Raw genomic sequence first — 12,365 nt, forward strand, 5'->3', positions numbered from 1 at the left:
GCGGGTGGAGATGCCCTGGATATAGGCTTCCTGGATGACGGCGGTCAGCGCCTTTTCCGCCATGCGCCGGGGCTCCAGGAAGCCCGGGAAGTAGCGGCCCTTGCGCAGCTTGGGGATGCGCAGTTCCACCGTGCCGGCCCTGGTCTCCCAGTCGCCGTCGCGGTAGCCGTTGCGCTGGACCAAGCGGTCGGGTGACCGCTCCCCGGGCACCGCCCCGGTCAGGGCATGGACCTCCAACTCCATCAGCCGCTCAGCGGCAAAACCAATCATCTATCTAAGCACATCGGCGTCTGCGCCCTTTTCCAGCATGCTGCGCAGTGCCATCATCTCGTCGGTCATCGTGGTCACCCTCGGTTGGGGTTTTGTTGTGGTGACCAGACTTTACCGAGGACCCACGATGACCGCCCGCCGGGACAGCCCTTCCGGCCGGCTACGCCGTCCTACAGGGCTGCCCCGGCGCCAGTGCCTGCTACACTACGCGGGGGGACGTGACCTGCCCGTCAAGGTGCGATTTAGCACTTTCCGCTCCTTGAAGTGAATCCATATTGACCGACTATAAATTCACTCCCGACCTCTCGCTCCGCAGCCAGCGACATCTCGCTTTATCCCCAGCGGCGATCGCTCGATGCGGTTTGTTTGCGGCCGTTCCCTCACCTTGCCCCTACTCTGGTCCCAGCATGATTAGAGGAGGTGAAGATGTCGGGGCCCCAATTCATCCATCTTGAAACCCACGCACGGGCTCGATCGAAATTGGCGGGGAAGGACGCCACTCGACCGATTGATGAGATAATACGCGAGGCCGCGCGGGAGCCAAGCCACAGCAGCCATGTGGTCAACCCACTTTCACCGGAAGTTTTATTCCATACACTCGATGAACTCAGAGGCGAGTTAACCAAGAGAGTCGATGATGCTGAAATCATTAGAGGGCGCAAGATTCGGCGGGATAGTCGAGTTATGGTTTCAGTTATTTGCAGCCACCCAACGCCAATGTCTGTAATTGATGAAAATATATTATGCGAATGGATTAAGAGTTCTATCGACTGGGCCAAGCATTGGGGGGAGAACAACAGTTTGGACTTGTATACGGTTGTGATTCATGGAGATGAAAAACAGCCTCATCTTCACATGTATTTACTTCCTCGCGCCGAGGACGGCATGGAGGCAGATAAGTGCCACCCCGGGAAGGCAGCGAAGGCTTTGATCTTGGCCCAGGCGCGGGCGGAGGGGAACGACTGGAAAGCGGCCACCCGGCGTGCGAATCGGGCCTATACCATAGCGATGCGGGCGTTCCAGGACTCTTACTACAAAGACGTAAGCTTGCCGATGGGCATGACCAGGCTCGGTCCACGGCGCAACCGGCTGAGCCGCTCAGACTGGGCTGCCACGAAAGCTCGTGCAGAGCGGCTAGCCGAGGTGTTGAGGAGCGCCCAGAACTTGCTCGACCGGGAAGCAGATAACAGGGACAAGGCGGCGGAGCTTGATTCCAGGGAGGCGGCGCTAAAGCTTGAGGCCGCGACCGTAGCTGGCCAAGTTTTGCGTCTAGGAGAGGCGCGACAGCAATATGAAACTGCGTGCCAAGCAATCAAGTTGGCCCTTGCTGCCATGGCCGACCATCTGGACGCGGATTATGTCGAGCGACTGCGACAATTCATAGATCCCAAAAGGAATTTGGCGGAACTTGCCGTCGACCTTGAGGTCACGTCCCCCCACGTGGTGTAGCAGGCGCTGGCGCCGGTCAGGCCCCTGCTTTTTTATCACCTTTTCAGCTATTTCAATACGTTGCTAGCTTTTCCCAAGAGGCCCGCTTCGGTAGCCGTTCACATCGATACCTCCTCTGGTCAACAACTCCCCCAACAGGGGGTTGGGGAAGCGGCGGTCCAGGGTCACCGCCAGGAAGCTTTCCACCATGGTGGGCACGCGTCCGGCCTCCACCAGCTGGCCGGTGCCCAACTCATCCTGGACGACGATGGGGGGAATGACGGCTAGGCCGGCATCCTCGCGCACCATGAGACGGATCATGGCCATGTCGTCCACCTCCGCCGCGATGCGCACGGTTACGCCCAGCTGCGCCACCAGGGCATCGAACGTCGCGCGCAGCGCCGTCTCCGGCGTGGGCAGGATCAGGGGGTGGCGGGTCAGCAGGGCCGCCAGCGGGACGCCCTCCCCAGACTCAGCCGCCAGCAGGGAACCCAGCCGGGCCGGCGTGCCGATCAGGCTGACCGCCTGCTCATCCAGGCGATGGATCAGATAGGGGCTGGCGGCGTCGCGCGGCGGGGCCAGGTTGGTCAGCACCACGTCCAGGGCCAGGCTGTCCAAGCCGCGCAGCAGTTCACCCTGGGAACCGGAGCGCAACACGATCTCCACATCCGGCCTCCCCAGCAGCGGATGCAGGAAGCCGATCTGGAAGTTCCGCGACAGGGTGGCGAGCGCACCGACGCGCAAGGCGCGCTGACCGCCCCGGGCATTGCGCAAGGTCGCGGCCAGATCCTCCGCTGAACGGAAGATGGCCTCCGCATGGTCCAGGGCGATTCGCCCCGCCTCCGTCAGGATAAGGCCCCGTCCCCGCCGCTCGAACAGGTCATGGCCCAGGCTGTCCTCCAGCGTGCGCAACTGTGTCGAGAGGGCGGAGGGGGACAGGTTCAACTGCCGGGCGGCGCCGGTCACCGTGCCCTCGCACGCGACGGCCCGGAAAAGGCGCAGGTGATGCAGGTTGAGCGAAGCCATGCCGCCATCATTCCAAAAAATCGAATGGATTCCGTTAAAAGATGTAATTTTCTGAAAATTAAGCAAGCGCTATCTCCTGCCTGCGTTTCCAATCCTGGGCCCGCGTTTCCCTGGAGAGTTCGATGCCGTTGTCGAGCCTTGCCCCGGCCGTTCTGTTCGCCGCCGCCGCCGCCGCCCTGCTGCGCCCCGGCCGCCGTCCCAAGCCCATCCCCGTGATCGCCGAGGGCGCGGCGCTGGCCGCCTTCGCGCTGTGCCTGGCGGGGGCGGTGCAGTTCGCCTTCAAGGGTGTGGGGGGTGACGGGCCGCTGGTGCGCCTGGATGTCGTCAACGCCCTGGTGGCGCCGGCCGTCGCCTTCATCGGCTGGGTGGTCACCCGCTACAGCCGCACCTACCTGGATGGCGCCGCGCGGGAAGGGCGTTTCCATGCCCTGATGCTGACGGTCCTCGGCCTGGTGCTGCTGCAGGTGCAGGCGGGCAGCCTGGCGCTGCTGGTGCCAGCGTTCGCCGCCATCGGCCTGGTGCTGCGCCAGTTGCTGCTGTTCTTCCCCGACCGGGCGCCGGCGCGGCGCGCGGCCGCGAAATTCACCCTGGTCTGGGGGGCCGGTGACGCCGCCCTGATCCTGGCCACCGGCCTGCTGTGGCTGGCCTATGGCACCCTGGACATCGCGACCATCGAGACCGCCGCCCGGCTGGCGCCGCTTCCCCCGGCGGCCGAGGGGGCCGTTGGCCTGCTGGTCCTGGCCGCCTTGCTGAAGACGGCGGCCTTCCCCCTGCATGGCTGGCTGACCGAGGTGATGGAGGCGCCGACACCGGTGTCAGCCCTGCTGCACGCCGGCATCATCAACAGCGGCGGGCTGCTGCTGATCCGCCTGGCTTGGCTGGTGCAAGCCAGCCCAGCGGCCATGGCGGCGCTGGTGCTGCTGGGTGGGTTCACCGCCCTGTTCGGCGCCCTGGTCATGTTGACCCAAAGCGCCGTCAAGACGGCGCTGGCCTGGTCCACGGTGGCGCAGATGGGCTTCATGCTGCTGCAATGTGGCCTCGGCCTGTGGCCGCTGGCGATGCTGCACATCCTGGCGCACTCGCTCTACAAGGCCCATGCCTTCCTGTCCTCCGGCGGGGCCATCCGGGCGGTACAGGCCACGCGGCGCCCCGGCCCCGTCGCGGCCCCCGGCGTGGGGGCGGTGGTCCGGGCCTTCGGGCTGGCGCTGGCCCTCTACGGCCTCGCCGCCGTCGGCTTCACCCTGCTGGCCGGGCCGAAGTCGCCGCAGGCGCTGGCCCTGGGCCTGATCCTGGTGTCCGGCGTCGCCTACCTGGTGGCGCAGGGGCTGGCGGACGCCGCGCCCCGGGCGTTGACCCAGCGGACGCTGGTCGCCTCCACCGCCGTCACCCTCTCCTACTTCGGGCTGCAGGCCCTGGCGGTGCATGCGGCGGGCGGCACCCTGCCCGCGCCGCCGGTCGCGGACGCGCTGGAATGGGCGCTGATCGGCCTGACCGTCACGTCCTTTTGCGTCGTGGCGGTGGCGCAGGCGCTGTTCCCGCACTGGGCCCACCATCCGGCGGCGGCGGGCCTCAGGGTCCACATCGCCAACGGCTTCTACCTCAACGCCGCCTTTGACCGGCTGATCGGCGGTTTCCGCGCCGTCCGGTCCTGACCACAGTCATCCCTGGAGACGACCCATGTTCCACGATCAGCCCGACATCGCGCCGGCACCGGCCAAGGCCCTGTTCGCGGCGGCCGAGGCGGCGATGCGCGCCGTCCCGCCGGCCTTTCCCCTGGACGCCACCGTGGCCGTCAATCCCTTCCTGGGCCAGACCGGGGAAGATTTGGCGCATGCCGCCGCCCGGCTGGCCCGCGTCGCCGGGGTCCGCCTGACCCGCAGCCGCGAGGATTACGCCGCCATGATCGCCGCCGGGGAGATCACCGCGGGCGACCTGGCGGCGGCGCTGGCCGCCTGCCCCCATCCGGGCAAGCCGGCCGATGGGACCGCCCTGACGGCGCTGGCCCATCGGGCTCAACCCGCCCCGCAGGCGCTGCCCACCATCGCCGAACTGGCGGCGCGCGCCACCGGCACCGACTGGCCCGCGATCATGCGCCGCTGCCTGGGGCTGTGGGCGGCGGGCCACTTCGACCGGGGACAAGCCCTGTGGACGCCCGCCCCCGGGTCTTCGGCCTTCGCCGCCTGGCGGGAATGGGCGACCCATGATCTGACGCCCGAACTGGCCGGCCTGACGGGCTTCTGCCGCCACGTCGCCAATTGCCCCGACACCCCCGGCCGCGCCCTGCTGCGCGCCGCCGCCGCGCTGGACCTGACGGCTGACGCGGCGGAGACCACCTTCCACCGGCTGCTGACCGACCTGGGGGGCTGGGCCCAGCATGCGCGCTGGCAGCAATGGCAGGCCGAACTGGCGGGCGAGAGCGACGGCACGCTGGCCGATCTGCTGGCGATCCGCCTGGTGTGGGAGGAGGCCCTGCTGGCCCATGTGCCGGCGGTGGCCCCGGCCTGGGCGGAGGTGCTGGCCGCCCACGCGCGGCCCGTGACGCCGGACGCCGACCTTATGATCGATACCATCCTGCAGCAGGCGGCGGAAATGGCCTATCAGCGGGGGCTGGACACCCTCCTGCGGGGAACCGGCACGACGGCGCCGGAAGATCGCCCCTTGATGCAGGCCGCGTTCTGCATCGACGTGCGCTCCGAACCCTTCCGCCGGGCCCTGGAAAGCCTGGACACCGGCATCGCCACGCTGGGCTTCGCCGGCTTCTTCGGCCTGCCCGTGGACCACCACCCGGCGGCGTCCGACCTGAAGGAGGCGCGGCTGCCCGTCCTGTTGCCGCCCCGCCTGCAGTCCTGTACCCCTCTGCCACCCGCCCAGGACCGGCAGCGGCGCATCGCCGCCCGCTCCGCCCGCGCCCTGGGGCGGTTCCGCCAGGCGGCGGTATCCTCCTTCGCCTTCGTGGAATCGGCGGGGCCCCTGTACGCCGTGAAGCTGCTGCGCGACGCCCTGGGCCTGGGCCGTACGCGGGGAGCCGACCCGGCGCCGGCCTTCACGCCCGCCCTGCCGGCGGACGCGAAAGCGGCGACCGCGGCGCAGGTGCTGAGGGCCATGTCGCTGACCCAGGGGCACGCGCGCCTGGTGCTGCTGATCGGCCATGGGGCGACGCTGCACAACAACCCGCACCACAGCGCCTATCACTGCGGCGCCTGCGGCGGCCATCAGGGTGATGTCTCCGCCCGCCTGCTGGCGGGCTTGCTGAACGATCCGGAGACGCGGGCGGGCTTGCCGGCCCAGGGTATCGACCTGCCGGCCGACACCCTGTTCCTGGCCGGCCTGCATGACACGGTGACCGACCGCGTCACCCTGTATACTGAGGGTGCCGGCCGGGATCATGAGACGGACATCCGCCGCGCCCGCGACTGGCTGGACCGGGCGGGGCGCCAGGTGCGCCTGGAACGGGCGGCACGTCTTCCCGGCGCCAGCGCGGCGTCGCTGTCGGCCCGTGCCCACAACTGGGCGGAGATCCGGCCGGAATGGGGGCTGGCCGGGTGTGCCGCCTTCCTCGCCGCGCCCCGGGCCGTCACCGCCTCGGGCGACCTGAAGGGCCGGGCCTTCCTGCACTCCTACGACTGGCGGGAGGACCGCGACTTCGCCACGCTGGAATTGATCCTGACGGCGCCGGTGGTGGTGGCCAGCTGGATCAGCCTGCAATATTACGGATCGGCCGTGGCGCCCGCGCTGTTCGGCGGCGGGGACAAGCTGATCCACAATGTCACCGCCGGCATCGGCGTGGTGGAGGGCAACGGCGGCATGCTGCGCACCGGCCTGCCATGGCAGGCGGTCCATGACGGGGAGCGGCTGGCCCACGCGCCGCTGCGCCTGTCGGTGCTGGTGGAGGCGCCACAGCATGCCATCGCCGAGGTGTTGACCCGCCACGCGCAGGTGCGGGCGCTGTTCGACAATGGCTGGCTGACCCTGTTCGCCCTGGAACAGGGGCGCATCACCGCGCGCTGGCACCGCGACACCGGCTGGAATGAGGCCGGGCAGGCCCGCGCCGCCTGAGGTGGCTTGGAGCCGCCTGCCTCACGCCAGCCGCAGCACCATGGCGCCGGCGGCGATGAGGCAGGCGGCGGCCAGGCGGTGGGGGCCCACCCGTTCCTTCAGCACCAGACCGGCGATGGCGGTGCCGAACAGGATGGAGCTTTCGCGCAGGGCGGCGATGACGGCCACGGGCGCCACGGTCATGGCCCAGAGCGCCAGGCCGTAGGACACCAGCGTGCCCGCCCCGCCCACCAGGCCGCGCGGCCACTGCTGGGCCACCTGCCGCAGGAACAGAGGCCGCCGGGCCAGCAGAGCCCAAGCCACCAACGGCAAACCGTTGAGCAGCACCCCCCACAGCACATAAGACGCCGGCGCCCCTGACAGACGCACCCCGTGCCCGTCGACCAGGGTATAACCCGCGATGACCACGGCGGTCAGCAGGGCCAGCCGGGTGCCGCTGGCGCCCCCGCCCGTGAGGTCCGGCCCGCCGCGCCGGCCCATCCACGCCATGCTGAGGATGCCGGCACAGATGATCCCCACGCCCAGCAGGGCGTGAACGGACAGCGCCTCCCCCAGCCAGAAGCCGCTGGCCACCGCCACCAGCAGCGGCGCCGTCCCCCGCATCAAGGGGTAGGTCTGGCTCATGTCCGCGACGTGATAGGCGCGGGCGACCAGGGTCAGGTACAGCACCTGCAGAAGGCTGGACACCGCCAGGTAGGGCCAGCTGGCCGCCGCCGGCAGGGGCAGGAAAGGCAGGGTCACGATGGCGAGGAGTGCCGCCCCGCCGGCCACCAGGATGGCCGCCATCAGCTTGTCCCCCGCCCCCTTCACCAAGGCGTTCCAGGTGGCATGCAACAGCGCCGCGAACAGCACGATGGCGAAGACGGTGACGGACATGGGCGATCCCGCTGATGGATCGCCCATTCTTAGGAGCGGGAACCCGCCGCTGTCACCGGTCGGAGGGGTATGGCAGCCTGGCGTCGACCTGACGCAGGTTCACAACAGCGCCGGCCGGTCGCCCCGGCGCAGGGCCTGAAGGTCCCGGGACTGCGCCGCCTGGCACAGCCAGCCATAGCCCAGGCCCAGCGCCGCCCACAGGGTGGCGTGGATGCCCCAGGACGCCAGGCGGAAACGCCACAGCACTTGGGCGGGGAAAGCGTCCGGCACCTCGTTCACCTCGGGCAGGGCGACACCGGCCGCAACCATGACCGCCAGGAACAGCGCAGCGCCGGCAAGGGCCGCGTTCCAGGCACCCCAGCGGGCAGTCAGGCGCCGGGCGGTGACCATGGCCCCCACCATGGCGGCGACCGACAGGATCAGCAGTATGAAGTACAGAGCCGTCCGCTGCTGGATGGTGTCAGGGTCGCCCACGGCCGGCGGATTGGCCGGATACTTGAGGCCCGGCACCAACACCAGGGCCAGGAAGCCCAGCAGGGCCAGCACGCCGGCCAGGTCGCGCGGGCCGAGCGCGCCCATGCGGCCCTGGGCGTAGGCATAGGTCAGGGCGAACAAGCCGCCCACGGCGGCGCCATAGACCAACAGGCCGGTCAGCAGGCCCCAGCCCGCCTGGGTGTCGCGGCTGAACACCTCGCCATCGTCATCCGCGTCGGCGTGATGGTGGTGATGGTCGTGGCCGCCCCCCTCCGGCGCGCTGGGTGCGGCCTGGTCGTGGTGGTCATGAGCATGGGACGCGCCCTGCGCGGCCTCGAAGGCGATGGCGCGTTCCACCGGCGGCTCACCAATCAGCGTGGCCACGCCGAAGGCGAGAAAACCCGCCAGGATGCCGATGAGCATCCCGCGGGCGAGCAAGATTCCAATCATGATGAGACGGGTCGCCCCGCCTTAGTGGCAGGGGAAGCCCAGCAGGTGGCGGGCGTCGTGCACGAATTCATGCACCGCGCGGCCCTGGATCAGGGAGGTGGCGCCCTGCTCCGCCCCCACGAAATAAACCATGAGTACCAACAGCAGCCCGCCGAACACGGCCCAGGGCAGCAGCTCGGCGGCCGAGATCACGGGCAAGGCGACGGCGGGGGTGCCGGAATGGGGGGTGGCGTGGGCCATGAAAACGCTCCCTGGGATTGCGCGTCCCGTGTGCGGTGTATCGAATGCGACGGGGGGTCTGGCTTCCGCCCCACCCGCCAGGCGGGAAGTTCGGTTACAGTGGCGCGACCGTGCCGGATTTGCACCGGCTTCCCCCATGCGCGAGTGAGACGGCAATGGTAGGGAGGGGGGCCCGCGCATTCAAGGACTATCTCCCATGACCGTCCCAGACTTGACCGCCCCCGACCCCACCCGGCGCCTGATCCTGTTGGCCCACGCCCCCACCCGCGCCCAGCGCGATGCGATCTTCGCGCCCGCGACGGAGCCGGCGGAAGAGGCGGGCTTGGCGCAGGCCGGCCACTGGGCGGAGGCGCGAGCGCTGCGCAAGGTCGGACAGCTATTGACGGCGCCCGAAGACCGCGCCCGGCAGACGGCGGCGACGCTGGCCAGCACCCTGGGCATGGAGATGCGGGAGGACGCTGCCCTGGCCGATCTGGACGCAGGTGGCTGGCAGGGCCATAGCCTGGCGGAGCTGTCGGTCCACGAGGCGGATGCCGTGGCCGCCTGGCTGGGCGATCCGGAGGCCCGGCCCCACGGGGGCGAATCGCTGGCCCAATTGCGGACGCGAGTGGCGAGATGGTTGGAGCATGGGACGGCCGAGGGACACACCCTGGCGGTCACCCACCCGGCCGTGATCCGTATGGCGGTAGCCGTGGCGCTGGATGCCCCCCTTCAGGCCTTCTGGCGCCTGGATATCGCACCCTTGTCATTGACCGACCTGCGGTGGAACCGGCGCTGGACCGTGCGCGCCACCGGCGTGGACGCGCGGGAGTTCGGTCAGGCGCCCACCAGCCGGGCGAAGTAGGGCAGCACCCGGGTGTTGTCCAGGCCCAGCAGGGTGTCGCCCACGTAAAGCTCCGTCACGCTCCAGCCCGGGACATCGGTCGGGCGGATCTCCCCAGCCACCCAGCGGCCGTCGCTGCTGGCGATGGCGTCCCGCGTCTCGGCCACCTGGTCGGCGGGCCGGTCGAAGAAGAGGTGCAGCATATTGGTCTGCGGTATGGCCGGGTTCAGGCGGATGCCCGGAAGGGCGGACAGACCCGCCGCCAGGTCCAGTGTCCGGCGGTAGCACGCATCCATCTGGCCCAGCCGCGCCTCAAACCGCATGGCGGCGGTGGCCACCATAGGGCTCTGCCGCACCAGGGTGCCGCCCAGGCGCCGCTGCCACAGGCGGGCGTTGTCGATGAAGTCGGCGTCGCCCGCCAGCACGGCGCCGGCGATCCCGCCGATACCCTTGTAGACCGAGACATAGACGGAGGCGAAGCCGGCGGCGATCTCAGCATAGCTGCGGCCGTAATAGGCGCGGCTTTCCCACAGGCGGGCGCCGTCCATGTGCAGCGGCAACTGGCGCGCCCGCGCCATCTCCTTCAACGCCTGCAACTCATCCCATTCCGGCAACTGACCCCCGATTTCCCGCAAGGGCAGTTCCACCAGCAGGCAGGCCAGCGGCTGGGCCACCGCCGCCAGGTCACGGGCCAGGAGGGGACGGCGGCGCTCCCCCACCGGCACACCATGGAAGTTGAACAGCGCCTGGTAGGCCTCTTCCTCATGCAGAGCCAAGTGCGAGGTGTGGGGCATGCCGAAGCGGGGAACGCCGCTGACCTCCGTCCACAGACGCAGGGCGATCAGCTGGGCCATCACGCCGCTGGGCATGAAGGCGGCCGCCTGTTTGCCCAACAAGCCCGCCACCGTGTCTTCGAACGCCGCCAGCAGGTCGCCCTGGCCATACTGGTCATGGGTGACGCCGTTGGCCTCGCACCAGTCGGCGACGGCCCGGAACTCTTCCGCCGGGCTCAGGGTTCGAAAGCCGGGGAACACGATGTCACAACTCTGGCGCAGGCGCAGGCGATGGGCGGCGAGGGTCCCGGCGGGGGCGGCAGGCATGGGCGATGGTCCGGTCTTCAGCAAGTGCCGGCCACCCTGCGACGGCGCCACCGCCGGCGCAACGGTCAAATCATCGGCCCACATTTATGCCACAGCGGCGCCCCGGACCAGGCCCAGCAACGACGTGACAGGCGCACCGGGAACAGGCAGCCTGTGCCCCGCGCCATCGTCGGCCTGACAGGAAAGCGTCCCATGACCGATCACATCCTGGTCCACCGCATCGCCATCTACGCCCATCACGGCCTGACGGTGGAGGAGGCCAAGCTGGGCCAACGCTTCTTCATCTCGCTGGACTGCACGCTGGACCTGTCGGTCGCGGGCAAGGCCGACGACTGGGACCTCAGCGTCTGCTACGCCAAGCTGACCGCCGCCACGACGCGGGTGGCCACCGCCCGGCGTTTCATGACCATAGAGGCGGTGGCGGAGGCCGTGGCCGGCACCCTGTTGGAGGAGTTTCCCCGCATCGACACCATCACGGTGCAGGTGGACAAGCCTTCGGCACCCGTCCCCGCCATCATCGATGGCGTGTCGGTGCGCATCCACCGGGTCCGCCCCGGCTTCTGATCGCATCCCGCCCAGACAGCCCCGGAAGGGTCAGGCCACGGCCTCGACCACCAGGCTGGGGCCAACCCGACGCTCGGGCCGGACGCCGGCTTGGCCACCGCCCTGCCCCCAGCGGTGCACCTGCTGTTCCAGCAGCGACAGGGCCAGGGTGGCGGCGTGCGGCAGCTGCCGGCCCAGGCGCGTCACCAGGTCGACGGTGGTGCTGTCCGCCTCGACATCGCACAGGGGCGTGGCCACCAGGCAACCGTCCTCCAGATCGGCCAGCACGGCCGCGCGCGGCAGGATGGCGGCGGCGCGGCCGCTGAGCGCCAGTTCCCGCATGGTGTGGACGGAGTTGGTGGTGATGGTGGCGCGCAGCCAGACCTGATGGCGCATCTCCGCCGCCGACAGCAGTTGGCGGATGCGGGTGTCGCGGGGGGACAGGCACAGATCGTGGGCTGACAAATCCTGCAGGGTCACCGCCCCGCGCTTGGCCACGGGATGGTCCGGCCGGCTGACCACCACCAGGGGCTGGCGGGCTGAGGTGCGGACACGCACCTTGGGATCACAGGGGATGAGGGCGCCGAGGGCGATGTGCACCTCATCATCCACCACCATGCGCAACAGCTCCGCGGTGGAGACGCTGTGCAAGGCCAGTTCGACACCGGGATAGCGGCTCTGGAAGGTGTCCAGCACCCCTTGCACCGCCTGCACGGTGCATCCCTCGCCCACCGCCATCTCCACAGTGCCCATGCGCATGCCGCGCAGGGCCTCGAGCCGGGCGGCGAAGGCCTCGCGGTCGGCCATCTGCGCCTGGTAATAGTCGAACACCATCTGCCCGGCGGTGGTCAGCTTGACCGAGCGGCGGCCGGTTTCCAGCAGGGGCATGCCCATCGCCGCTTCCAGCTGGGCGATCTGGCGGCTGACGGAGGACACCGCCACGTTCATCTTCTGGCTGGCCGCCCGCATCGAGCCATGGATGGCGGTGGCGTAGAAGTATTTCATCGCAACGTCTGACATCTCGCGTCCCTCATCTCTGTTCGGGCGGGCGATCCGGGAATCGCGGGCCCTGGCCTCAT

11 protein-coding genes, 1 pseudogene and 1 riboswitch are annotated in these 12,365 nt (G+C 69.5%); of the genes and pseudogenes, 5 read left to right on the forward strand and 7 right to left on the reverse strand.

Annotated elements, in window-relative coordinates; genetic code table 11:
- Nucleotides 1–339, reverse strand: a pseudogene (locus tag FBZ90_RS23205) (transposase); the annotation flags it as partial.
- 357 nt (nt 340–696) lie between these two features.
- Between FBZ90_RS23205 and FBZ90_RS23210 the strand changes: the two are divergent.
- Nucleotides 697–1,719, forward strand: a complete 1,023-nt coding sequence (locus FBZ90_RS23210) for a plasmid recombination protein (RefSeq protein WP_145735376.1) — start codon at nt 697–699, stop codon at nt 1,717–1,719.
- A 63-nt stretch (nt 1,720–1,782) separates the two neighbouring features.
- Here FBZ90_RS23210 and FBZ90_RS23215 read toward each other — a convergent pair whose 3' ends face one another.
- Complete coding sequence (locus FBZ90_RS23215) at nt 1,783–2,724, reverse strand: LysR family transcriptional regulator (protein WP_145735377.1); 942 nt, start codon at nt 2,722–2,724, stop codon at nt 1,783–1,785.
- A gap of 122 nt (nt 2,725–2,846) precedes the next feature.
- Between FBZ90_RS23215 and FBZ90_RS23220 the strand changes: the two genes are divergently transcribed.
- Nucleotides 2,847–4,376 carry a proton-conducting transporter transmembrane domain-containing protein gene (locus FBZ90_RS23220; RefSeq protein ID WP_145735378.1) on the forward strand — a complete coding sequence of 510 codons (1,530 nt, stop codon included), beginning with the start codon at nt 2,847–2,849 and terminating at the stop codon, nt 4,374–4,376.
- Nucleotides 4,377–4,401: 25 nt separating this feature from the next.
- The gene (locus tag FBZ90_RS23225) at nt 4,402–6,780 is read left to right on the forward strand and encodes a YbcC family protein (protein ID WP_145735379.1); all 2,379 of its coding nucleotides are present in this window, start codon (nt 4,402–4,404) and stop codon (nt 6,778–6,780) included.
- Between the two features lie 21 nt (nt 6,781–6,801).
- On the opposite strand, the gene FBZ90_RS23230 is transcribed toward FBZ90_RS23225, so the two are convergent.
- The 3 genes from FBZ90_RS23230 to FBZ90_RS23240 form a co-directional block, all read right to left on the reverse strand.
- Nucleotides 6,802–7,656 carry an EamA family transporter gene (locus FBZ90_RS23230; RefSeq protein ID WP_145735380.1) on the reverse strand — a complete coding sequence of 285 codons (855 nt, stop codon included), beginning with the start codon at nt 7,654–7,656 and terminating at the stop codon, nt 6,802–6,804.
- 99 nt (nt 7,657–7,755) lie between these two features.
- Nucleotides 7,756–8,580: a CbtA family protein gene (locus FBZ90_RS23235; RefSeq protein ID WP_145735381.1), complete on the reverse strand. Its 825-nt coding sequence runs from the start codon at nt 8,578–8,580 to the stop codon at nt 7,756–7,758.
- Between the two features lie 21 nt (nt 8,581–8,601).
- Nucleotides 8,602–8,820, reverse strand: a complete 219-nt coding sequence (locus tag FBZ90_RS23240; RefSeq protein WP_145735382.1) for a CbtB domain-containing protein — start codon at nt 8,818–8,820, stop codon at nt 8,602–8,604.
- 34 nt (nt 8,821–8,854) lie between these two features.
- Nucleotides 8,855–9,011, reverse strand: a riboswitch (cobalamin riboswitch).
- A 5-nt stretch (nt 9,012–9,016) separates the two neighbouring features.
- Here FBZ90_RS23240 and FBZ90_RS23245 point away from each other — a divergent pair.
- Entirely contained in the window at nt 9,017–9,664 is a 648-nt protein-coding gene (locus FBZ90_RS23245; protein ID WP_145735383.1) for a histidine phosphatase family protein, read from the forward strand.
- Here the strand turns inward: FBZ90_RS23245 and FBZ90_RS23250 are convergent.
- Nucleotides 9,637–10,743, reverse strand: coding sequence for a threonine aldolase family protein (locus tag FBZ90_RS23250; protein ID WP_145735384.1), 1,107 nt, complete (start codon nt 10,741–10,743; stop codon nt 9,637–9,639). The two genes, FBZ90_RS23245 and FBZ90_RS23250, sit on opposite strands and share 28 nt — an antisense overlap.
- A gap of 192 nt (nt 10,744–10,935) precedes the next feature.
- On the opposite strand from FBZ90_RS23250, the gene folB reads away from it, so the two are divergent.
- Complete coding sequence (folB, locus tag FBZ90_RS23255; protein WP_145735385.1) at nt 10,936–11,307, forward strand: dihydroneopterin aldolase; 372 nt, start codon at nt 10,936–10,938, stop codon at nt 11,305–11,307.
- Between the two features lie 30 nt (nt 11,308–11,337).
- On the opposite strand, the gene FBZ90_RS23260 is transcribed toward folB, so the two are convergent.
- Nucleotides 11,338–12,306 (reverse strand): LysR family transcriptional regulator, encoded by a 969-nt coding sequence (locus FBZ90_RS23260; protein ID WP_145735386.1) that lies wholly within the window; start codon nt 12,304–12,306, stop codon nt 11,338–11,340.
- Nucleotides 12,307–12,365 lie beyond the last annotated feature (59 nt).

It is taken from the genome of Nitrospirillum pindoramense, assembly GCF_007827955.1.
Taxonomy (GTDB): Bacteria; Pseudomonadota; Alphaproteobacteria; order Azospirillales; family Azospirillaceae; genus Nitrospirillum; species Nitrospirillum amazonense_B.